Annotated in this window: 24 protein-coding genes and 1 riboswitch; of the genes, 13 read left to right on the plus strand and 11 right to left on the minus strand. The window is 66.9% G+C overall.

Features of this window, described 5'->3' with window-relative positions:
- The first annotated feature begins 57 nt into the window (after positions 1-57).
- On the plus strand, positions 58-1437 hold the full coding sequence (locus AB0F41_RS16915; RefSeq protein ID WP_357424678.1) for an alpha/beta hydrolase-fold protein: 1380 nt from the start codon (positions 58-60) through the stop codon (positions 1435-1437).
- Positions 1438-1845: 408 nt separating this feature from the next.
- Entirely contained in the window at positions 1846-2721 is an 876-nt protein-coding gene (locus AB0F41_RS16920) for a class I SAM-dependent methyltransferase (RefSeq protein ID WP_357424680.1), read from the plus strand.
- 19 nt (positions 2722-2740) lie between these two features.
- Here AB0F41_RS16920 and AB0F41_RS16925 read toward each other — a convergent pair whose 3' ends face one another.
- Complete coding sequence (locus AB0F41_RS16925) at positions 2741-3676, minus strand: phytanoyl-CoA dioxygenase family protein (RefSeq protein ID WP_357424682.1); 936 nt, start codon at positions 3674-3676, stop codon at positions 2741-2743.
- Positions 3677-3839: 163 nt separating this feature from the next.
- Between AB0F41_RS16925 and AB0F41_RS16930 the strand changes: the two genes are divergently transcribed.
- Positions 3840-4850: an FtsK/SpoIIIE domain-containing protein gene (locus AB0F41_RS16930; protein WP_357424684.1), complete on the plus strand. Its 1011-nt coding sequence runs from the start codon at positions 3840-3842 to the stop codon at positions 4848-4850.
- A gap of 72 nt (positions 4851-4922) precedes the next feature.
- Here AB0F41_RS16930 and AB0F41_RS16935 read toward each other — a convergent pair whose 3' ends face one another.
- Positions 4923-5129, minus strand: a complete 207-nt coding sequence (locus AB0F41_RS16935; RefSeq protein WP_357424686.1) for a DUF397 domain-containing protein — start codon at positions 5127-5129, stop codon at positions 4923-4925.
- Entirely contained in the window at positions 5117-6010 is an 894-nt protein-coding gene (locus tag AB0F41_RS16940; RefSeq protein ID WP_357424688.1) for a helix-turn-helix transcriptional regulator, read from the minus strand. The genes AB0F41_RS16935 and AB0F41_RS16940 overlap by 13 nt, the downstream gene beginning before the upstream one ends.
- 252 nt (positions 6011-6262) lie before the next feature.
- Here AB0F41_RS16940 and AB0F41_RS16945 point away from each other — a divergent pair, with 252 nt between their 5' ends.
- The 4 genes from AB0F41_RS16945 to AB0F41_RS16960 all read left to right on the plus strand — a co-directional run bounded on the left by AB0F41_RS16945 (position 6263) and on the right by AB0F41_RS16960 (position 8249).
- The gene (locus AB0F41_RS16945) at positions 6263-6556 is read left to right on the plus strand and encodes a hypothetical protein (protein ID WP_357424690.1); all 294 of its coding nucleotides are present in this window, start codon (positions 6263-6265) and stop codon (positions 6554-6556) included.
- The gene (locus AB0F41_RS16950; RefSeq protein ID WP_357424691.1) at positions 6553-7071 is read left to right on the plus strand and encodes a DNA-directed RNA polymerase subunit beta; all 519 of its coding nucleotides are present in this window, start codon (positions 6553-6555) and stop codon (positions 7069-7071) included. The genes AB0F41_RS16945 and AB0F41_RS16950 overlap by 4 nt, the downstream gene beginning before the upstream one ends.
- On the plus strand, positions 7068-7277 hold the full coding sequence (locus AB0F41_RS16955; RefSeq protein WP_357424693.1) for a hypothetical protein: 210 nt from the start codon (positions 7068-7070) through the stop codon (positions 7275-7277). The genes AB0F41_RS16950 and AB0F41_RS16955 overlap by 4 nt, the downstream gene beginning before the upstream one ends.
- Positions 7278-7553: 276 nt before the next feature.
- Positions 7554-8249, plus strand: coding sequence for a hypothetical protein (locus AB0F41_RS16960; protein ID WP_357424695.1), 696 nt, complete (start codon positions 7554-7556; stop codon positions 8247-8249).
- Between the two features lie 47 nt (positions 8250-8296).
- On the opposite strand, the gene AB0F41_RS16965 is transcribed toward AB0F41_RS16960, so the two are convergent.
- Both AB0F41_RS16965 and AB0F41_RS16970 read right to left on the minus strand, forming a co-directional pair.
- On the minus strand, positions 8297-8476 hold the full coding sequence (locus tag AB0F41_RS16965) for a hypothetical protein (protein ID WP_357424697.1): 180 nt from the start codon (positions 8474-8476) through the stop codon (positions 8297-8299).
- 273 nt (positions 8477-8749) lie between these two features.
- Complete coding sequence (locus tag AB0F41_RS16970) at positions 8750-9406, minus strand: hypothetical protein (RefSeq protein WP_357424699.1); 657 nt, start codon at positions 9404-9406, stop codon at positions 8750-8752.
- Between the two features lie 286 nt (positions 9407-9692).
- Here AB0F41_RS16970 and eat point away from each other — a divergent pair, with 286 nt between their 5' ends.
- Positions 9693-11117, plus strand: a complete 1425-nt coding sequence (gene eat, locus AB0F41_RS16975) for an ethanolamine permease (RefSeq protein ID WP_357424701.1) — start codon at positions 9693-9695, stop codon at positions 11115-11117.
- 209 nt (positions 11118-11326) lie between these two features.
- On the opposite strand, the gene AB0F41_RS16980 is transcribed toward eat, so the two are convergent.
- Positions 11327-12103: an IclR family transcriptional regulator gene (locus tag AB0F41_RS16980; RefSeq protein ID WP_357424703.1), complete on the minus strand. Its 777-nt coding sequence runs from the start codon at positions 12101-12103 to the stop codon at positions 11327-11329.
- 65 nt (positions 12104-12168) lie between these two features.
- Here AB0F41_RS16980 and AB0F41_RS16985 point away from each other — a divergent pair, with 65 nt between their 5' ends.
- The 5 genes from AB0F41_RS16985 (at position 12169) to AB0F41_RS17005 (ending at position 17222) form a co-directional block, all read left to right on the plus strand.
- Positions 12169-13326, plus strand: a complete 1158-nt coding sequence (locus AB0F41_RS16985) for a cupin domain-containing protein (protein ID WP_357424705.1) — start codon at positions 12169-12171, stop codon at positions 13324-13326.
- Entirely contained in the window at positions 13323-14150 is an 828-nt protein-coding gene (locus tag AB0F41_RS16990) for a fumarylacetoacetate hydrolase family protein (protein WP_357424707.1), read from the plus strand. The genes AB0F41_RS16985 and AB0F41_RS16990 overlap by 4 nt, the downstream gene beginning before the upstream one ends.
- Positions 14151-14296: 146 nt before the next feature.
- Positions 14297-14923 carry a maleylpyruvate isomerase family mycothiol-dependent enzyme gene (locus AB0F41_RS16995; RefSeq protein ID WP_357424709.1) on the plus strand — a complete coding sequence of 209 codons (627 nt, stop codon included), beginning with the start codon at positions 14297-14299 and terminating at the stop codon, positions 14921-14923.
- A 12-nt stretch (positions 14924-14935) separates the two neighbouring features.
- Entirely contained in the window at positions 14936-16198 is a 1263-nt protein-coding gene (locus AB0F41_RS17000) for an FAD-dependent oxidoreductase (RefSeq protein WP_357424711.1), read from the plus strand.
- Between the two features lie 124 nt (positions 16199-16322).
- A complete protein-coding gene (locus AB0F41_RS17005) occupies positions 16323-17222 on the plus strand; it encodes a hypothetical protein (RefSeq protein WP_357424713.1) in 900 nt (299 codons plus the stop codon).
- A gap of 46 nt (positions 17223-17268) precedes the next feature.
- On the opposite strand, the gene AB0F41_RS17010 is transcribed toward AB0F41_RS17005, so the two are convergent.
- The 5 genes from AB0F41_RS17010 to AB0F41_RS17030 form a co-directional block, all read right to left on the minus strand.
- On the minus strand, positions 17269-18822 hold the full coding sequence (locus tag AB0F41_RS17010; protein WP_357424715.1) for an AMP-binding protein: 1554 nt from the start codon (positions 18820-18822) through the stop codon (positions 17269-17271).
- A 117-nt stretch (positions 18823-18939) separates the two neighbouring features.
- Positions 18940-19749, minus strand: coding sequence for an ABC transporter ATP-binding protein (locus AB0F41_RS17015; protein ID WP_357424717.1), 810 nt, complete (start codon positions 19747-19749; stop codon positions 18940-18942).
- Positions 19746-20558: an ABC transporter permease gene (locus tag AB0F41_RS17020; RefSeq protein WP_357424815.1), complete on the minus strand. Its 813-nt coding sequence runs from the start codon at positions 20556-20558 to the stop codon at positions 19746-19748. The genes AB0F41_RS17015 and AB0F41_RS17020 overlap by 4 nt, the downstream gene beginning before the upstream one ends.
- Before the next feature lie 13 nt (positions 20559-20571).
- A complete protein-coding gene (locus tag AB0F41_RS17025) occupies positions 20572-21594 on the minus strand; it encodes an ABC transporter substrate-binding protein (RefSeq protein ID WP_357424719.1) in 1023 nt (340 codons plus the stop codon).
- Entirely contained in the window at positions 21591-22295 is a 705-nt protein-coding gene (locus AB0F41_RS17030) for a TenA family protein (RefSeq protein ID WP_357424721.1), read from the minus strand. Before AB0F41_RS17030 ends, AB0F41_RS17025 begins: the two co-directional genes overlap by 4 nt.
- Positions 22289-22384: riboswitch (TPP riboswitch) on the minus strand. Its footprint overlaps the gene before it by 7 nt.
- Between the last annotated feature and the right edge of the window lie 109 nt (positions 22385-22493).

Genomic DNA, 22493 nt, shown 5'->3' on the forward strand with positions numbered 1-22493 from the left:
ACAACACCTTCCCAGCAATGGAAACTAGAGCTATCTGCTATTGAAGAGGTGGGTCCGATGGTCAGAACACATACGGTTGCCGCGGGGGAAACGCTGCCGGCCTTGGCGTTGCGTTTCTACGGCGACGCGGAGCTATTTCGACTGATCGCCACCGCCAGCGGGATCACCGGCCTCGACGCCGTAGATCCCGCCGACGGGATCACCGAACCTCACCTCGTCTCCGTGGGGCAGCAGTTGATCATCCCCGATTTCACCAGGTACGAGAGGCGCGGCGGGGATACGTTGACGGAGCTGGCAATACGCTTCTACGGCGACGCCGGACTGTCTCACCTGATCGCCGGGGCCAGCGGGATCACCGGCTCGGACACCGCCGACGAGCGACAGCAGTTGATCATCCCCGAACTCACGACATACAAGGTGCGCGCCGGGGACACGGCCGCGGAGTTGGCACTACACTTCTACGGCGACGCCTCGTTCTCCCCGCTGCTCGCCACCGCCAACGGCATCTCCGATCCCGACGATATCGGCCCCGGGAACACACTGGCCGTATTCGCCGGGCGCAGCGACGGCTTCGGACTGACGATCGTGGACCGCAACGAGGACGACCCTCGCATGTGGTACTACCGCTTCCAGACCCAGGCGATCGGCTGGAACCCCGGAGTCAACGTCCTACTGCCCGCCGACTACCTCACCAGCGGACTCACCTATCCCGTCCTCTACCTGTTCCACGGCGGTGGCGAGGATTTCCGCGCGTTCGACTTCCTGGGCATCCGAGACCTGACCGCCGGAAAGCCGATCATCGTGGTGATGCCCGACGGCGGGCGCGCGGGCTGGTACTCCAATCCGGTCACCTCGTTCGTCGGCCCACGCAACTGGGAGACCTTCCACATCGCCCAGCTGCTCCCCTGGATCGAGGCGAACTTCCGGACCTACGCCGAGTACGAGGGCCGCGCGGTCTCCGGGTTCTCGATGGGAGGCTTCGGCGCGCTGAAGTACACGGCCAAGTACCACGGCCATTTCGCCTCGGTCAGCAGCCACTCCGGCCCGGCCAGTCTGCGTCGCGATTTCGGCCTCGTCGTCCACTGGGCGAACCTGTCCTCGGCGGCCGTGGAACTGGGCGGCGGCACGATCTACGGCGCGCCGTTCTGGAACCAGACCAGGGTCAGCGCCGACAACCCCGTCGAACGTATCAGCAGCTACCGGAACAAGCGGATCTTCCTGGTCGCGGGTACCAGCCCGAGTCCGGTCGACTGGTTCGACAGCGTCAACGAGACCCAGGTGCTCGCCGGCCAGCGGGAGTTCCGGGCACGCCTCGGCGATGCCGGGATCCCACACGAATCATATGAGGCGACCGGCGGGCATGTCTTCCGGCCCGAAATGTTCACCCTGGACCTGGACGGCATCCTCGCGCGGCTGCGGCCCGCAGCTGCCTTGTAATACACAGTGCCACAACATAATTGATGCGTTACGGTATAGACCGGTCCCGTTTCCGGTTGTAGACTGGATGCAGCGCGCCGACCCCCCGCTCCTCACCCCGCGCGATGGATGCGCGACCCGTTGCTGTTGCGGCTATTTCGCCACCTCCGTCACCGCGCTTGCGGTGCCCTACCTGTTCTGGAGAGTCCCACCGCGCGTGGGCGCAAGGTCGCCCCGCGGGTTCCGCACGAACTACCCACGACCCCTGCCGCCGCCCCGAAAGCCGTTCCCACCCGGACGGGCCGGCGAGTGTCCGGGTGCGCACGTACCGGTCGCGCTCACCGAGTTCGGACGACCGCCCGGCTTCCCGATCGAGCGAACCAGGCGCCGGCAACCCGTCCGTCCCCCAATAGAGTTCGGAGAACTGAGATGACATCGGATATCGGTGAACGCCGGGGCGCCTCGGCGGAGGCGGTCGAATATCACTACGACATCGGCACCGAGTTCTACCGGCTGTGGCTGGATCCCGGACTCACCTACTCGTGTGCGATGTGGGCGGACGGCGATGATCTCCAGCGAGCTCAGCAGCGAAAGCTCGACTACCTCATCGAGCAGGCCCAACTCCCCGGGGCCGCCCGGGTTCTCGATATCGGCTGCGGCTGGGGAAGTTTGCTGCGGGCGGTCGCCGACAGAACCGAGCACACGCTGATCACCGGACTCACCCTCAGCCGGGACCAGTACAGCCATATCTCGGCCGACCCACCGGATCGCACGGACGTCCGCCTGGAACACTGGAACGAGCACCGGCCCGATCTGGGCTACGACGTCGTCTTCTGCGTCGGGGCGCTGGAACATTTCGTCCGGTTCGGACTGTCGCGCCGGGAGCGAACCGCGACGTACCGGGCATTCTTCTCCTACTGCCACCGCATCCTGAACCCCGGCGGCCGGCTCGTGGTCCAGACGATCGGTAAGGGCAACCGCCCGCTCGACCAGAACTCGATCACCGATGTGCAGTTCCTGGCCGACGAGATCTTTCCCGAATCGGATCCACCGCGGCTCGCGGAACTGGCCCATGCTTCGGAGAAGTTGTTCGAGATCCGTTCGGTGATCAACGACCGGCACGACTACTCGACCACCTGCGCGGAATGGTTGCACCGGCTACGGGCGCGGCGGCCCGCGGCGGAGAAGCTGGCCGGAACGGGTGTCACCGAGGCCTACGAACGCTACCTGGAGGCATCGATCCGGCAGTTCGACGAGGAGCACCTGGTGCTGTACCGGATCGCGCTGCGGAAAGTGACGCGGTGATGCCGCCCGGGTAGCCACGTCACACCGGCCGGTCGGCCACCCCGTCCTCCGGATCCACCTGCCGAGCAGGCATCGGGGTGGCCGATTCGATCCGGTCGAGCAGCCGTTTGGGATGCATACCGTCGACGGCGCCCATGAACGGCGGATGGATGCTGTAGCCCAGCATCCGGCGGATGTTCTCCGATACCGTCCGCACGGTTTCCCGGCTGGTGGCCAAGGTGTACGCCTCCTGCGGCCGCAGCCAGGGTTCGCAGTACTGCACGGTCACCCCCAGTCGCGAACGGGTGGATCGATTCGCACCACCGCCGTGCCACAGGGTGCCGAGATAGAACGCACACGACCCCGCGGGCATCCGCACCGCCACCCGGGTATCGGTGCCGGCGGGACCGCGTTCGGAACCCCAGAGATGACTGCCGGGCAGTACGACCGTGCCACCGTTGACATCGGTGAACGGATCGATCGCCCACATCGTGGCCGCACTCAGCGGCGGCCGGGGACGCGGCAGCGGATAGAAGCCGTCGTCGTGGTGCAGCATCTGCGCGTCCTCACCCGGATGGATATCGATCGCCTGGAGCTGCGAGAGCAGATAGTTCGGCAGGAACAGTCGATCGAGCAGGGCGAGCACCCGAGGATGCTCGACGAGCCCGTCGCATCCGCGCGTCTTCTCGAGCAGGTTGTAGGCCCGCCGGGTCCGCTGACCCTCGAACGTGTTCCGGCCGGTGCGGTCGAGCAAGGGCGCGATCGCCGTGCGAAGGCGCTCGCATGCTTCCTCGGTGAGCAGGTTCTCCCAGACGACGTAGCCGTCCCGTTCGAGGTCGGCCAGGTCGGCGGCCACCACAGCCGGATCGACCTCCGAGGCGCTGCCCGTCGCCCGATGACGACCCGCCAGATCGACCCGCAGGTCGTCGAGCGTGTGGATGACATCCACCCGGCGCGGCGATCGTGCAGAGTTCATGACGGCTCCTCGAACGGATCGGGCCACGGATCATCCAATTCTGTTCCGGCTCAGCGCTTTCCACAAGCCGTCGGCCCAGCACGTTTCGGGCTCGATACCGGGACGGTCGACCATGCGGTGCCCGCGGGGCCCAGCACGGCGTCCCGCGATCAGCAGCCATATGATGCCAGCCGACGCAACGGTGATCGTGGCGTCCGATCGAGAGGGGCCAGCCGTGGAAGACTCGACGATTCGGCATGAGGCAAGGGAGCCGGTCGATCTCACATCTCTCTACGGCCTCGACAATCCGACACGTATCGATACCTGGGAACTGTGGCAGCAGCGGCCCTCCGGAACAGAGAAGGTTCCGATCGGAGTCACTCAGGCCGGCACTCCGGCCGAATTGACAATACCGGCGGTCGCGAAAAGAAACTCTGGCTGGGGCTTCGGACACGGACTCGTGACCGGCGCGGCAGATACACGCCGAGCCGAGGTACTCAGGACCATCGTGCTCGGCCTGGCGCTCCGGAACTCGCCGGCGGCGGTCAATTTCTTCTTCGTCGACTTCCACGGCCGTGGGACATTCGACGGCTTGGCCGATCTGCCGCACACCGCTGGGCTTGTTTCCGGCGTCGCGCACGACCTCGGTCTGGCCGCCCGCATCCGGGATCGTCTGGCCGCGGAGTGCAATCGTCGGCTGGAAGTATTCGAGATCATGGGAAATTTCGGCGATCTCGAGCATTACGAACGAGCACGAACCGCAGGATTCGATCTGGCCCCTGTGCCCACCCTGATAGTGGTAATCGACGGGATCGCCGAACTCGTCGCACAGCAGCCGGAGTTCCGCATGCTGTTGGTGACCTACGGCCGTATCGGGAGAGCTATCGGGGCCCACCTGGTACTGGCAGCGCAGCAGCCCGCCGAAGCAGTGACACCTGAACTCCCGTCCTACCTGGCCTACCACATAGTCCTGGGGACCCTCCCCGCAGATGTACCGCAGTCGGTGCCGGCCGGTGCCGGACTACACCCCGCCACTGCTGAGCAGTGCTATCTCCACACCGGATCCGAATCGGTGCAATTCGAGCCGGTGCGCTTGTCCCCGGTGACCGGACCCGGCGGCAACACCGGAATCCCACTACTCGAAGTACTTGTTGCCCAGATGCATTGGGACGGGTCGCCGGCGCTTCTTATCTGATCGCCCGTAGCGATCAGACCCAGCCCGTCGGCGCGGTCCGCCGGCACACGGTTATAGACGCTCCGGCGAAGGCTAAAAGGCTCCGCCATGCACTGCGCGGGTGAACGCATCCCATTCATCCAGGGAGAACGCAAGCATCGCTCCGGCGGGATCCTTGGAATCACGGACGCCGACCAGGTGTCGCTCCAAGTGCGCCACTTCGACGCACTCTTGGCTCCCCGAGCTATAACTGCTCTTGAACCACTGTGCCCCCGATAAACCGACCGTCACCGAACCCACTCCTCTGCAACCTCCTGGATGAGCTCGTGACTTCCGGTCTCATCCAGCGCGACACGCCGGATGTCAGCATACGCATCGCGGTATTGCTCGTACTCGGCCTGCTTGTCCAGATACAGGGCACCGGTGAAGCCCTGGACATACACGACCGGTGGGTCCGTGAGCTTCGCCGTCGGATGGCGGGGAAACTCGAGAATCACAAAGTTCCCGGTCACAGCTCCCTTGTGTCTGCGCGCGGCCAGTGGAACCACCCGAACCGCCACATTCGGCATCCTGTCCGCGGCGAGGAGATGCTCCAACTGCGTGGACATGATCTCCGGCGATCCGATTCTGCGCCGGAGCACGGACTCATCCACCATCACATTCAGCTCCAGCGGATGCTCCCTACTGTGCAGCCGGTCGAGTCGGCGCGTGTGCAACTCGAGGCGCAACTCCACTTCGCTCGTTGCCATCCCGGGGAACTCCGCCCAGATCACCTCGCGTCGGTAGTCGACTTTTTGCAGCAGTCCGGGCAGCAGCATCGTGTGGTAGGAGTTGAAGCTCCGCGCTGCATCCTCCAGGCCCATGTACAGATCGAAGTGTTTGGGAATGGCGTCGCCGAAAGCATGCCACCATCCCTTGGCCTGCGACTCCTCTGTCAGCCCCAGCAGGATGGCCGCATCCTCGTCGTTCAGCCGATACATCCCGGCCAAATGGCTGATGAACAGCGGATTGATCCGTGTCGGCTGTCCGGTCTCCATACGCCAGAAGGTCTGTTTCGATACGCCGATCGCCCGGCGCGCGGCTTCCGCAGAGATACCGGCTTCCTCGCGCTTCTCCCGCAGTAAGCGAGCCAGGATGCGACGTGGGAGGGTCGAGTTCGGGGCGGTCGAGCTCTCGGTCATCGGTGCGCTCCAGTGGATTGACGGACGATGCGGTTCGTACTGGAACCAATTCTGTCTTCGTCATGGAACTTTCACCCTCGCTTCGGAAATCCTCGTCCAGGAACGTTCCCCAGTGGGTGGTTTCGGTGGTCAACTGAGCCCAGCCGAGCAATTCATCAGCGCTACTACCGAACTGGTCCTACATATGCGCGCCACACCCCGCTCGGCCACACACCTCTGTCCCCACTACAAGAGCACCGGAGGTACCACACCATGCGTTCCGAGCTCCCACCCCTGCCCACACGCGAACCGTCCAACCCTGCCATCGTCGCCACCCCGCGCCTCTGGCACACCGAAACGCCCTTTGTTACTGACGATCCGGTCATCCTGCGCCGCCTCGCCGACGGACTGCGCACCCTGCCCGGCGAACACCACACCGACGACTGCCTCTCCCGAACCCCCGTCCGCGGGCACTCCCACGCCCACCAGCTGATGGCCGCCCACGCCGGCCACCACTGCCCCCGCTACACCACCGCCGCCGAGTACACGACGGGAATCCGCCCATGACCGCCCCGACACCACCCGTCCCGTTCGGCGACACCCCGCATACCCGCTGCGCCTTCTACCGCCGCGTCTGCGACCTCCCCGCCCGCATCGATCCACCCGAACTCGGCCGCATCACCGTCCGCGCCGACCATATCGCCGCCCTCGTCATGCCCTCGGCACTCGGTCACGCCGTCCACACCGACCTCCAGCACTGCCACCGCCACGACGCCGGCCCCGCCACCGGACCCGTTCTCGCCCACCCCCGCTCCGGCCGCTGGACCTTCCTCATCCGCCCCGACCTCCCCGACGACACCGCCCTGTTCACCGAAATGTTCCGCCTCGACATCACCATCACCCGCCCCGGCGCCACCCTCGCCCTCCCCTCCCCCACCGACCGCGGCGTCCACTTCCGCCGCTGGATCCATCTACCCCACAACCCCTTCCGCCCCTCCGGCCACACCGTCCTCGACTCCCTTCGTGCCTGCACCGCCCGCACCGGCTGGCTGCGCACTCCTACCACCGGCCCCCGCCCATGACCTCGCCCCGCCCCCACGAACCCGACCTCCATCTCAGCATCCACCTCCACGACCTGCGCCTCGACTACGCCGCCTGCCACACCGCCGCCCACCACTTCCTCCACGAATGGCGCACCCACCATCACCCCGACGCCGCCACTATCCTCCCCGGCCATCCCACCGGCCTCCCCCGCCTTCCCAACGAACGCCTCTACCTCCACCGATGATCTCAGTGAAGGTCTCTGAGGGCAGAGAAGGTTCTCGATGCCAGTCCAGAGATTTGCGACGCGAGCATGTCGACATACAGTCTCGGGCAGACTCGATTTGTGGGCACAACGTTTTCCGGACCACGACCTGGTAGGTGCGGACGGGCCCGTTCGCGCCGCCGCCTTGGCTCGCCCTGGGAGGTCGTTCGGAGTGGCGCCCAGCGTGACCGTTTGTTCCCTTCGCCCGGCCGCGGTCGAGTGGGCTCGCAGGGTCCGTGGATGGTGCACACTGGGGCCATGGAGGACCTGTGGCGGGATTCGGATCTGCAGCACGATCTCGAGGTGGGGCAATGGGTGCGCGATAGTGTCGTCACCCATGATCAGGCCCGGGTCGAGTCGCTGGTTCCCCTGGTGTTCGACGCCTACGCGCGGTTGTTGCACCCCGTCGAATCGGTCGCTGAACATGGCCGGGTGCGCTGGCTGCGGTGGTCGGACTTGGCAGTAGCGAGCGGGGCAAGTATCCATCCGACCGTCCAGCTGATGGGCTTGCTGGAGCGGCTGCCGGCGCCGGGGCGGACTGGGGTGGCGACCGCCGCGCCGGTGCCGGATTGGCCGAGCCAGCTCGACGCGCTCGCGCGCGTGCTGGCCGGCCATACCTCGACATCCGATGCGTGCTGGTTCGCGTTCTGGGAAGGCAACAGCGCCTTCGACGGGATCCGTGTGGCCGGGACGAGCCTCGAAATCGACGGATTCCGTTACTACCTGGCGAAGGGGCCGGTGACGGCGGCTTCGCGGACTTTGCGGGGTGTGCCTGCGCATCTGTGGTGGCCGGTTGACCGAGCGTGGTTCGTCTCGACGCATTTCGACTTCACCAGTGCCTACCTCGGAGGTTCTCGCGCCTGCATCGATGCCGTGCTGAACTGCGCGGATCTGGAGTCGCTGCCTGCCTCCGGTCAGGATCCGGTCACCTCTGACAGCGACAGGCTCAACTGAATCCGGTCGCCGGTGCGGGGCTTGGCCCTGTGACTATTTCGGCAGCCTCAGTCGTCGGGGCATTTGCTGATGGTGACCTTCTTGGTTTTCTGCGTGTTCTCGAAGGTTGAACCGTCGGCGTTGGTGACCTTGAACTCGGTGACGATCTGGTAATCGCCGACCTTGCACTCTACGAACGGTGGCCGCCCGTCACGGTCGGGGCGAGTCAACAGCAGAATAACTTGCACGATGAATAGAATGTCCGAGGCCGACGTCGCTGCACGCCAGACCTCACCGCCGTGATCGATTGGTTGCCTCACGCTACACCCGAAGCCAAGGACACAGGGGCCGTCGGGGCCGATTCCACCCGACCGAAGGAAACAGATGGCATTTCACCACCCGGTACAGGGACACCATATTCAAGATTCCAGCCATCTGGTTCGTTGAAATCACCGAACGCTTCACCACCGCGCGGACCGACCTCATGATAAAAGGGCAATTCATTGCCGGAATGGCAGATTTCAGATCCCGGGTACAGAATCCAGCGCGACAATGATCCTATCGAAATCGCGCACCGACCGTCGACTGTATTCTGGGTTTTCCCGGGAGATCAGATCTGCTGCGTGCGCTTCGGTAGCGAAGCCATGGCGGGCCTTCTCCTCCATGACAAACGAGGGAACCAGGACCCAGTTGCGGCGCGCCGTGTCGAATAACCAATCGACCTCACGCTGCTCGTCTGCCACAATCCGCTCAAGCGCCTCCGAGACCCGCACAGGCCAGGGCTCAGCAAAACGCCACACTACCAGTGGCGGCCTGAAATGCTCACCGTCGACGCCGCCGCCGGCATGGCGGTACCATTCAAGGGAACCGAAACTACGCAGTCGCGCGATAAAGTCACTCGAGTCCATCATCCCACCGGTTCGATCGTCGCACCAGGATTGTCTCCCAGCATAATTCTGAACACCGCCATCACGCACATCCGCCCATCCCACCGCGAACTCGGCAGCGTCATCACCGACCCATGAACCGTCGGTCAGCGAATCCACTTCGGAGCCGGCCGACTCCAACGCCCGCCGCAGCGCATCCGCAATGCCGTAGACATATCTGCCGACACTGCGAACTTCGTCGGGAACAACCGAAACATCCTGCGGACCTGCAGGCCCCCCGTAATCAGCCACTGAATCACAGTATCGACCGACTCGGCTGCTGTCGATTGTGGCCTGAGGGTGGGGTCTCCACGTGGGCTGAGGGCTTGCGCACAGAGGGCATGAAGCCCTCGTCTGCGTCCCCGGTCCGTTCGGACATTCTCCACCCGAACTGGTGCCGACCCCGCTACTCGACCCCGAAACATGCCCGCAAGGGCTGTGAAATATCGGATCATTACTCTCACGCTGTCCAGATGTCGTGCGTGGACCCAACGGAGATGGCTTCCGGACGGGCAGCATCGTTCAGGGGAGTAATGCAATGAGTGTCACCAAACCCGACGAGCCCGGAGCCGGGATCGACAACGAATATCTCGGCAAGCGGACGCTGCGGACCGGAACGGCGGGCTGGGTGTTGCTGGCCGGGCTCGGCGTCAGCTACGTGATCAGCGGCGACTACTCCGGATGGAACTTCGGTCTGGCGGAAGGCGGGTTCGGCGGGCTGGCCGTCGCCACGGTCGTGATCGCGGCCATGTACGGGGCGATGGTGTTGAGCATGGCCGAGATGTCGGCTGCCCTGCCGACGGCGGGTGGCGGCTACACGTTCGCTCGCCGGGCCCTGGGCCCGTGGGGCGGGTTCGCGACCGGAACAGCGGTGCTGATCGAGTACTCGATCGCACCGGCCGCGATCGCCACGTTCATCGGTGCATATGTCGAATCCCTCGGATTGTTCGGCATCGTCGACGGATGGTGGGTCTATCTCGCCGTCTACGCGCTTTTCGTGGGCATCCATCTCGCGGGCGTCGGTGAAGCGCTGAAAGCGATGTTCGTCATCACGGCGATCGCCCTGATCGGTCTGGTGATCTTCGCGGTCGCGAGCATCGGCAGCTTCTCCTGGTCGAACCTGACCGATATCGCCCCCGACGCGGAGGCCATGGGCGCGAGCGAGTTCCTCCCGTTCGGCTACCTGGGGATCTGGTCGGCGCTGCCCTTCGCGATCTGGTTCTTCCTCGCCGTGGAAGGGGTCCCGCTCGCCGCGGAGGAAGCACGGGACCCCGCGCGAAATGTGCCGCGAGGCATCATCGCGGCCATGACGGTCCTCGTCGTGACGGGGGCGGTTGTGCTGGTTCTGGTGCCGGGGGCCGGTGGGGCGGCGGCGATGCAGGAATCCGGCAACCCGCTCGTCGAAGCGCTGGGCTCGGGCACCGCGGCGACGGTCGTGAACTACATCGGGCTGGCGGGGCTGGTCGCCAGCTTCTTCTCCATCATCTTCGCCTACTCACGGCAGCTGTTCGCGTTGTCGCGCGCGGGCTACCTGCCGCGGGGGCTCTCGATCACCAACGCGCGCAAGGTTCCCGCGCTCGCGTTGATCGTGCCCGGTGTCATCGGATTCGTGCTGTCGATCTTCGGCAACGGCGCGACCCCACTCAACATGGCCGTGTTCGGCGCGGCACTGAGTTACGTGCTCATGATGATCAGTCATATCGTGCTCCGGATCCGGGAGCCCGGGATGCAGAGGCCCTACCGGACACCCGGCGGCCTGGTCACCGCCGGTTTCGCACTCGTGATCGCTGTCCTGTCGGTGATCGCGACCTTCCTCGTGGACTCCACCGCGGCCTTCGGCTGCCTCGTCGTGTTCGTGCTGTTCATGCTCTATTTCGCCCTCTACAGCCGGACGCGACTCGTCGCCGGCTCCCCCGACGAGGAGTTCGCCGCACTGGCCGCCGCTGAGGATGAACTCCGCTGATCCTTGCGTTCCGCATGGCGAGTCGGACCGCCGCTTCATCCGGGACCGAAATCGACGACCACTACCTGTCGTCCGGGCTGGGGTTCTCGCCGGCCACCATCAGTCTGCTGAAAGCACGCGTCATCGCGTGGTAGGGGACGCGGCGCCGCCGACCGGCCCGGCCGCCTCGAGCCGGCGATCGGTACGGCGCCGAGGAGGCACCGGCCGTCTCATCGGTCACCGCGGTCCGCTTCGATCGCGCCGGCCGCGCGGTGCAGGGTGGCGACGACGGTGGGCAACTGGTTCCGGTCGTAGCGGATGGAGGGCATCGAGACCGACAGGCCCGCCAGCGCCGCACCGTCCGGATCCCGGACCGGGACCCCGATCGCCACCACTCCGCGCTCGGACAGCCCGTTGTTGAGCGCGAACCCCGCCCGTCGGACGCGTGCGAGGCGGGCCCGCAAGCTCGGGAGGTCCGGGCGTTCATCGGGGCGCTCGGTGTACCTCGCCTCGTCGTAGAGCTCATCCACTTCGGCCGGGTCGAGGTCGGCGAGCAGCACCAGACCGGCGGTCGTGCGATGCGCCGGGAACACCATCCCCTCCCGCGACCCCACCCGCAGCGCCTGCCGGCACTCCACACTGGCGATGAACCGAGTGGTATCCCCGGTCCGGATCGTCAAGTTCGCCGACTCCCCCACCAGATCGACCACCCGCTGCAGATGTGGCAGCGCGGCCGCCCGCAGCCGCGAGGTGCGCGACTGCGAATGGGCGGCCAGCTCGAGCACCGGCCCCGGGTAGTACATCCGCTGCTCGTCCTGTACCGCGAAGTCCCGGTAGACCAGCGTCTGCAGCAACCGATGCGCGGTCGACCGTGCGACCCCCAGCCGCTCCGCGACCTGACTGACCGTCAGCCCACCCTCCAGCTGCAGCATCACCGCCGTCCGCAGCGCGTGGTCCGCGCTGGTCACGACGTAGGCCGGTGGAGTTTTCGGTGCGGTGCTGCCCATTGCTGTCCGTTCTGCTCTCCAGAATTTGATGTTCTGCTGGATCGGCAGGCGCAACTGTAGGCGATATGAGCACGACTGACACCCCTGTCCGCCTGCGGGCGGTCGCGGCGCCGGACCAGCCGGATGTCACCCCTGCCCTCGAGGAGCTGTACCGGGGCTTCGAGCAGGAGCTGCTGGTGCCGCTGTGGACCGAGATCGGTGATCTGATGCCGGCGCATCCGCGCTCGCGGGCGGTGCCGCATCTGTGGCGGTGGGAGAATCTGCTGCGGCTGGCGGCGCGGGCGGGCGATATCGTGCCGGTCGGCCGCGGTGGGGAGCGGCGGGCCATCGCGCTGGCGAATCCGGCGCTGGATGGGCGGCCGTTCGCCACCCCCACTCTCTGGGCGGCGATCCAGTACCTGATGCCGGGCGAGGACGCCCCGGAGCACCGGCACACCCAGCACGCCTTCCGGTTCGTGGTGGAGGGTTCGGGGGTGTGGACCGTGGTCGGCGGTACCGGGGAGTCGGCCGACGGTGACGCGGTGCCGATGCGGCGCGGGGATTTCCTGCCGCAGGCCGGCTGGAACCGGCACGCCCACCACAACGCGACGTCGGCGCCGATGGCCTGGATCGACGGGCTGGACATCCCGTTCCAATACACGATGGAATCGCAGTTCTTCCAGTTCGGCCGTACCGAGATCAGCGCGGCCGAACGGGTGACACCGGATCGTTCGCGGTCGGAGCGTTTATGGGGCCATCCGGGGCTGCGCCCCTTGTCGGTGGGTGAGGTCGCGCCCGGTTCGCCGCTGCTCGCCTACAAATGGGAGCACACCGATGCCGCGCTACGCGATCAGCTGCTGCTGGAGAAAGAGGGGTACGGCGGCACGGTGGAGCCGGGGCACGCGGCGGTGCGGTTCTCGAACCCGCACAACGGCACCGATGTGCTGCCGACCATCCGCGCGGAGTTCCACCGGATCGCCCGTGGCACGGAAACCGCACCGGTGCGCGAGACCGGATCCTCGGTGTTCCAGGTGTTCGACGGTTCCGGCACGGTGACGGTCGGCGACAAGACCTGGTCGGTCACCCGCGGTGACCTGTTCGTGGTCCCGTCGTGGCAGCCCTTCTCCGCCGTCTCGGAAGCCGGTGCCACCGATTCCGATTCCGGTGCCCTCGATCTGTTCCGTTTCTCGGACGCGCCCATTTTCGAGGCGCTCCGGCTCGACCGTCAGGAGACTCTCCGATGAAACTCGCCACCCTCCGCGTCGACGGCGGCACCCGCGCGGCGCGGCTCGACGGTGACACCCTGGTCGACCTCGGCTACGAAGATCTCGGGGCGCTGTTCGCGCAGAACGATTGGGCGGCGATCGCGGCCGCGGCCGGCGGGCGGACCTGGCCGGTGGCGGGCGCGGATTTCGCTCCCGTGGTGCCGAATCCGTCGAAGGTGATCTGCGTCGGGCACAACTACACCAACCACATCAAGGAGATGGGCCGGGAGCTACCGAGCTACCCGACGTTGTTCCCGAAGTTCGCGGACAGTCTGATCGGGCCGAACGATCCGATCGTGAAACCGGCCGAGACCGATGCCCTGGACTGGGAAGTCGAGCTGGTGGTCGTGATCGGGAGATCCGTGCGCCGGGCCACCGAAGCGGAAGCCGCCGACGCGATCGCGGGATTCACCGTGATGAATGATGTGTCGATGCGGGACTGGCAGTTCCGGACCATCGAATGGACGCAGGGCAAGATCTGGGACTCCTCCACCCCGGTCGGACCTTATGTCGTGACCCCGGACGAGGTCGGCGGAGTGCGGCCGGCACTCGAGGTGGAGACCGTGGTCGACGGGAAGGTCATGCAGCACGACGACACCGGGACGCTGCTGTTCGACCCGGTACATCTGGTGCAGTACGTGTCGACGGTGATCCGGCTGAACCCGGGTGACATGATCGCCACCGGAACCCCCGCGGGGGTCGGTCACGCGCGCGACCCGAAGGTCTATCTGGTGGGCGGTGAAACAGTCGAGACGCGGATCGCGGGGCTCGGTGCCTGCACGAACAGGATCGTCAAGGCATGAGCGGGTCAGGCCCGGAGGAGGCAGCGAAGCGTCACCACGCAGGGCCCCCGCCCATGCCCGATCGACAGAGCATGAGCGGGTCAGGCCCGGAGGAGGTAGCGAAGCGTCACCACGCAGGGCCCCCGCTCGTGCCCGATCAACAGAGCATGAGCGCACGGACGCATGCGGATTCGCTGATGTGGGTCGAGCACGGGACGGGGCTGTTCGTCACCCAGGCCGCCCTGCTCGACGAGCCGGCGATGACGCAGCCGAGCATCCTGCCGGGCTGGACACGGAAACACCTGGTGGCGCATGTCGCGGCGAACGCGGAGGCGCTGGGCAATCTCGTGCACTGGGCGCGGACGGGTGAGCGCACACCGATGTACTCCTCGGCCGAGCAGCGCAATGCCGATATCGAAGCGGGCGCGAAGCTTTCCGCGACCGAACTGCAGACCTGGCTGAACCGGGCGGTGCACACGCTGTCCGGCGCCATGGACGCCCTGACCGCAGACGACTGGCAGACCGAGATCGTCACGGCACAGGGGCGGGCCGTCCCGGCCACGGAGATCCCGTGGCTGCGGGCACGCGAGGTGTGTGTCCATGCCGTCGATCTGGGCACGGGCACCACCTTCGCGGACCTCCCCGCCGAATTCCTCACCGCCCTGATCGCCGACATCCGGGCCAAACGCGGACTCGACGAGGTTCCCGGCGGCCCGCTGCCCGAGGTCGCCGCGTACCTCTCCGGTCGTCCCCACACTCTCGCCGATGTCGCCGACCTCGGCCCCTGGCTGTAGAGGAGGCTCATCGTGAGTAATCCGGATGTCGTCATCGTCGGCGGCGGGATCGGCGGGCTGAGTACCGCTTTCGCACTGACCCGGCTGGGCCTGCGGGTGCGGGTGCTGGAACAGGCGAAACAATTCGGTGAGGTCGGGGCGGGTATTCAGCTCGCGCCCAACTGCACACGCATCCTCGACGACTACGGTCTGCTCGACGAGGTGAAGGCGCGGGGAGTCGTACCCGATCGGATGGTGATGCGGGACGCGGTCGACGGCAGCGAACTGACCTCGCTCGATCTGCGTGATCTGGAGCGCGAGTACGGATTCCCGTATCTGGTGATCCATCGCAGCGATCTGCATGCACTGTTGCTGGAAGCGTGCCGGGACGCGGGAGTCGAACTGCGCACCGAGCAGAAGGTCGTCTCGTACGCCCAGCGCAGCGAGGGGGCAAGTGCGACAACGGAGACCGGTAGCGTCCACGAGGCGAGTGTCGTGATCGCCGCCGACGGGCTGCATTCGGTCGCGCGCAAGCTCTTCGTCGACGACCGGCCGGTGTCGTCGGCCTATGTCGCCTACCGCGGCACCGTCCCGATCGCGGAAGTGGATCGTCCGGTGGACCTCTCCGAGGTGGTCGTCTACGTCGGACCGCGGTGCCATTTCGTGCACTACGGTCTGCGTGGCGGTGATCTGCTCAACCAGGTCGCGGTATTCGAATCGCCGAAGGCGGTCGCCGGGCTCGACGAGTGGGGCACACCGGACGAACTCGATACCGCATTCGCCGCGACCTGCGATTTCGTCCGGGATCGGGTACCGCATATGTGGCGGGACAAATGGTGGCGGATGTACGACCGCGATCCGATCGACACCTGGGTGGACGGGCGGATCGCGTTGCTCGGCGATGCCGCCCACCCACCCCTGCAGTACATGGCGCAGGGCGCGATCATGGCGATCGAGGACGGATGGGTGCTCGCGGAACACGTCCGGCGAATGCGTGGCGACGACGGGGCGGTCGACTGGGCGGGGGCGCTCACGGCGTACGAGGCGGTGCGACCGGAACACTGCCGGCGGGTGGTGCTGACGGCGCGCGTGTGGGGTGAGCTGTGGCATCTCGACGGGATCCGGCGGGAGCAGCGCAATGTACTGCTGCGGGACCGTGCGGTCGGTGACTACTCGTTCACGGACTGGGTCTACGGACCGACGGCGCTGTTTCCCGGGGAAGAACCCCCCATGTTCGAGCCGATCCCGCTCGCCTCCGCCGACCGGGTCGGTGCCGGTTCGGAAACCGGGACCTGAGCCGGGGATATTCCCCGCGGGCGGCTCGCGGCGGCCGGGCGGGCCTTGACACGGCGGCGACCACGGCCTTGACTACCTGAAAGCTTGTGTTACCTCATCCGACGGTGTTCCGAGAGGTCGACATATGCGCAGTACGGGGTCAGCGAGCCCGGGGCATCGGCACGGACCGGCCGCCCGCCGCGGAGCCGTCTCGATACTGGCACTGATCGGTGCGTGCCTGCTCTTCTCGACGGTCACCCCGGCGGCGCACAGCGACCCGGTGGCCGATACCGGGTTCGCGATCCCGTTCTCCGGAGCGCCCGGTTACGAGTCCGTGGCGCCGGCCCGGATCACGGGTCCGGAGCAGCTCAACCAGCCGCTGGGTCAGGACCTGGCCGAGACGATCGCCGGCCGGATCGGTCTCGGCAGCGGCGACGCCCTGACCGAACAGCAGTATCGCGATCTGAGCACGGGCGGTGGAACCGGCGGCGACCGCGGAGCGGCCGAGGTGATCGGCGCCTGCGTCGAAATCCTCACCAATACGGTCGGACGGCCCGTGTATTCCCAGGTGAACGGTCAGAGCACGCCGTCGGTGCTGGCGAGTTACGGGCTGTATGTGAATCCGGACGGACTGCTGGAAAGCCCCGCCAACGCGGACGCGCCGACGCGACAGGTGAACACGTTGATCGCGCCCGGCGGCTATATCGGCACCTGGTTGCGGAACAACGGCGCCGTGCACACCCTGGCGGCACTCTACCGCTCGGCATACACGGTGCAGGCCGCCTTCGGCTTCGCGGCGCAACAGATCTCGGGTTCGGCGCAACTGGTGACCAACACGAAGGGCGGGGTGAGTTCCGAGGTCGGGATGTCGATGGCGCCGCCGCTGTGGATAGTGAACTTCGCCCTGATCTACGTCCTGAATCCGGCCCTGGCGGCCGCCATGCCCGCCTCCTGGGCCCCCATTCCCCCACCGGTCGCCGACGCCATCGAGGCAAGCCCGACCGGCCAGGTCGCCTTCGGCGACTACGCGTCGTACTTCTCGTGACGGCGGGCTTCTCGTAACGACGACGCAGGCTGGTCCCCGCCGGATATCAGTTCACCTGGCGGCCGCGGCCGCTCCAATACGGTTCCCGCAGTTTGAATTTCTGGAGTTTGCCGGTCGCGGTGCGGGCCAGTTCCCCGCGGAACTCGACCGAGGTCGGCGCCTTGTAACCGGCCAGCCGCTGCTTGCACCAGGCGATCAGTTCCGCTTCGGTCGCGTTGCTCGCTTCGGCGTCCGGGCCCAGGACGACCAGCGCTTTGATGGTCTCGCCCCATTTCTCGCTCGGTACCGCGATCACCGCGACCTCGGCCACGGCGGGATGGGAGAACAGGCAGTCCTCGACTTCGATCGAGGAGACGTTCTCGCCGCCGGTGATGATCACATCCTTCTTGCGGTCGGCGATGGTCAGATAGCCGTCGTCACCGATCTCGCCCCCGTCGCCGGTGTGGAACCACCCCTCGGCCAGCGCCGACGCGCTTTCCTCGGGACGGCCCCAGTAACCCTCCATCACCACGTTGGACCGTGCCAGCACCTCCCCCGCGCCCTCCTCGGATTCCTCGACCCGCAATCGGACGCCGAGTGCCGGGGCGCCCGCACGCGTCAGCCGGGCCGCCTTGGTCTCCGGGTCGAGATCGTCCCATTCCGCCCGCGAGCGATTGACGGTCAGCAGCGGGGAGGTTTCGGTCAGACCGTAGATCTGGATGAACTCCCAGCCGAGTTCCTGTTCGACGCGGGCGACGGTTTTCGTCGGCGGCGGCGCACCGGCCATGATGATCCGCACCCGGTCGCGCCCGGGGATCTCACCCTCCCAGGTCTGCGCCGCCTCGAGGACCGCGGCCGCGACCGCCGGCGCCGCGCACATCACGGTGACACCGTGGTCGCGGACCCGCCGCAGGATCTCGGCGCCGTCGATTTTGCGCAGCACGATATGCCGGGCGCCGACACCGGTCATCGCGAAGGGCATCCCCCAGCCGTTCGCGTGGAACATGGGCAGTGTGTGCAGGTAGACATCGCGATCGCTGATGGTGGTGTGCAATCCGAAGGTGACGGCATCGACCCAGATATTGCGATGGGTGATCTGGACGCCCTTCGGGCGGGCGGTGGTGCCGGAGGTGTAGTTGATGGTGGCGGTGGCCGCTTCATCCGGTTCCCACGGCCGCGGCACCGATCCAGGGGCGGCGTAGAGGTCGGTATCGGCACCGAGTACGAACGTGTGCTCACACTCGACGCCGGCGAGCGAGTCCGCGAGCTCCGGGTCCACGTACAGGACGCGGGCGCCGGAATCCTCGACGATGTAGCGCACCTCTTCCGGGCGCAGCCGGAAATTGATCGGCACCAGCACCCGGCCCCATCCGCTCACACCGTAGAAGGAGGTCAGCAGCCGGCTCGAGTTGTGGGAGACGATCGCGACCCGTTCACCGGTGCCGATACCGAGTTCGTCGAGCCGGGCCGCCTGTCTCCGGGCCAGGTCGGCGACCTCGGCGTAGGTGGGCGACCCCTGGGAGGGTGCCGGCTGGGCGGGTTCGTCGATCACCCCGATCCGGTCGCCGTAGACGGTTTCGGCGCGATCGAGGAAGTCGGAGACAGTGAGCGGGACGAACATGGTCCTCCTACGGATCGTGCGTACCCGGGAGGCGATACCGCGGACCTTCCCGGTCCGACGATTGTCTCCCCGGACCGGTGGCGGGCGGGCCGGAATTCCGCGGCGGCGACAACTGCCTCACGAGTCCCGCGGGCCCAGAGCCTGGCGGGCCTCGTCGTGGAGCACGTCGAGCAGTTCCTGCTCGAGTGCGACGAACTCGGGAGCCGCGATCATCGACAGTTCCCGCGGCCTCGGGAGATCGACGCGGACCTCGCGGCGCACGGTGGCCGGTCGCGCCGACAGCACGACAACCCGATCCGACAGGTAGACGGCCTCGCGGATATCGTGGGTGATCATCAGCACCATCCATCGGTACCGCTGCCAGACGTCTTGCAGCCAGGACTGCATCTCGGTGCGCGTCAGCGAATCGAGGGCGCCGAAGGGTTCGTCCAGCAACAGCAGTTCACGGTCCTGGACGACGGTGCGCAGCATCGCCGCCCGCTGCCGCATCCCCCCGGACAGCTGGGACGGGCGGGCGTCCTCGAAGCCGGACAATCCGAAGACGGGGAACAGTTCGCGGGCCCGGCGCCGGGCTTCTTCCTTCGGCACACCGCGAACCAGCAGGCCCAGGATGGTGTTGTCGAGGACCGTGCGCCACGGGAACAGCAGATCCTTCTGCGGCATATAGGCACAGTGCGGCGCGGTCGGCTCGCCCTCACCGGGGCCGAAACGAATACCGCCGGAGTCCGGGGTATCCAGACCGGCGAGCATCGCGAAAACGGTGCTCTTACCGCAGCCGCTCGGGCCGATGACGGAGACGAACTCACCCGGCTGCGCGGTGAACGAGACCCCGGCCAGCACCTGCCGGGCCGGGCGACGGCGGCCGGGCTGCGGAAACGACTTGGTGAGGGAGTCGACGACGATCCGGTCACCGCGTGGATCGGTCACCGCGCACTCCTGTTCCCGGCCCGCGCCCACGGGGCGACGAGACGTTCGACCGCGAAGGTCAGCAGATAGAGACCGATGCTGAGCAGGGCCGTGACCAGCACCGCGGCCAACACCAGATCGGTGCGGAACGAATTCTTCTGCAGGCTCATATAGATGCCCAGACCCTCGGTCGCACCGACGTACTCGGCGAATACGGCACCGACGACCGCGTAGGTGATTCCGATCCGCAACGCCGTGAAGAACCGCGGCAGCGCCGACGGCAGCCGTACATAGCGGAAGACCTGGCCGCGCGAGGCTCCCATACTGCGCAGCAGGGAACCGGCGTCCCGGTCGGCCGCGGCGAACCCTTCGATCAGCCCGATCGCCATCGGGAAGAAGGTGACCAATGCGACCACGAGAACCTTCGGCAGCAGTCCGAAACCGAACCAGATCACCATCAGCGGCGCTATCGCGATGATCGGCAGGGTCTGGGAGGCGACGAACAATGGGACGAAGGCGCGGCGCAGCCACGGCGAGAAATCGACCACGACGGCCAGTAACCAGGCCAGGCTCAGGGATACCGCGAAACCGGTCAGCGTGACCTGCAGGGTGGCGGCGGCGTGGGTGCCGATCTCGTCGCGGTGTGCCCAGCCCTGCCGCACGACCCGCAGCGGTGACGGGAGCAGTTGCGGGCGGATTCCGCTGATCTCGACATAGAACTGCCAGAACGCGACCAGCACCGCCACCGTCAGCACCGACGGCACCACCCGGCGGATCCCCGCCGATCGCGAGGTGTGGGCGCCGGTGGCCCGACCGGCCCCCGGCGGCATATCGCCTACGGGATCACCGAGCGGGGGCGAGGTAGTCATTGGTGAAATACCCCGACCAGTCGGGCTCCTCGGTCAGCGGTGCGCCGTCGGGGCCGGAAAGCAGCCCCTTCTCGTACAGGAAGCCGGAGTTCGCCGCCCACTGTTCGCGGGTCTGGGCGCCCACCCGGCCGTCGGTGTCCTTCATGAATTGGCCGGCGAGCATGCGCTGGCTCTCGAACACCAGGCTCTCGTCGTTGAAGGCGCCGGGGTTGGCGTCGATGAGGTCCCGGGCGGCGGCGTCCGGATCGTCCGCGGCGAACTGGTATCCGCGTTGCAGCGCCCGGACGAACTTCGTGGCGCGATCCGGGTTCGCCTCCAGCCAGTCCTCGTTGCCGTCGATCACGATGGCGTAGGCGTCGGGGAAGCCGAAATCGGTGTACCGGAAGTACTTCATCGGGGTGCCGTGGTGCTCGGCCTCGATACCCTCCCAGCCGAGATAGGAGACGGTGAAGTCGGCCTTGCCGGAGTAGACCGCCTCGTAGGCCGAGGTACCGAGGGTGACGGAGGTGAAATCGCCGGTGCCGCCGTCGTTGCGGATCACCTGCTGGAGCGCCTCCACCTCGCCGGGATCGCCGAACCCGGCGTAGGTTTTGCCGTCGAGGTCTTTCGGACTCGCGATATCGGCGCGGTCGGCCTTCACCCCGATACCTGTCGCCCAGTGGCGCAGTGGCGCGAGTACTGACAGGGTGTGCGCGCCGGACGCCCGCGAGAAGGTCGACGAATTATGTGTGCTCACACCGAATTCGGCGTTGCCGGCATCGATGACCGTATCGACGGCGGTGTTGTTGTACGGCAGGACCTGGACGTCCAGACCGGCGTCGGCGAAGTAGCCGCGTTGCAGTGCGACGAACAGTCCGGTGTGGTTGGTGTTCGGCGTCCAGTCCAGCGCGAATCGGATGGTCTGCCCCTGGTCGGCGCCGGAACAGGCGGTGAGCGCGGACAGCACCGCCACCGCGGCGACGGCGCACGCGAGCGCGCGGCGCAGGCGGCCGTTCATCCGGCGGGCCAGGGCTGCGGATGCAGGGCGGTGTCCCAGAACATCAGTTCGTAGCGGGTGGCGATGACGAACGCCGTTTCCATCGCTTCCCGGTCCCGTGCGCTCGCCGCCGCGGCCGCCGCGTCCACCAGCGACCGGGCCGCGGCCGCGGACTCCTGGAACTCCTCGGCGCCGTAGGTGGCCACCCACTGCGCGTAGGGGTGCTCGGGGTCGGCGGCGAGGACCTCGGCCGCCTTGGCGGCCAGGTCGCGGCCCACCTCGGCGTAGATCCAGAAACACGGCAGCGCCGCCGCCGCGCCCACGGCGTAGGACTCGGTGGCGGCGGTGGCGATCAGATAGGAGATATAGCCCAGGCAGGCCGTCGAATGCTCCGGCTCACCCTCCCGGGCCGGAATCCGGCCGCCGGTGAGGAGGTCGTGGTGCAGGGCCGATTCGACGGCGACCGCCGAACCGGCCGACTGCGCCCAGAACTGCGCGGTCTCCGGATCGGGTGATTTGGCCGCCAGCAGGGACAGAGTCTTCGAGTATCCGGCCAGATACAGCGAGTCCTGCTCGACATAGGTGCGGAACACCTCGAGCGGCAGCGTGCCGTCACCGAGCCGGCGCAGGAACTCGAGGTCGTCGATGGCGCCGCGCAGGTCCTTCGTCCGATCCCACAGGTAGTCGGTGAATCTGGCGGTTTCGGAGGATTGCGCGCGCAAAACCGGGACATCCCTTCGTCAGCATTACCTGAACAGGTTCTCGGGTCTCATCTCAGCCCCACTGGTGTGGAGCACCCCGTGTCGGAACGATTCCGACCATATCAGTGGTTCGCGCCCCGGTGGGCCCGCTCCCCCACCGGTCCCCGGCCGCCCCGGACCCGGCGGGTCTGTGAACAGCGGCGACTGTTCGGATCGGCT

It is taken from the genome of Nocardia sp. NPDC024068 (assembly GCF_040638875.1).
Lineage (GTDB): Bacteria > Actinomycetota > Actinomycetes > Mycobacteriales > Mycobacteriaceae > Nocardia.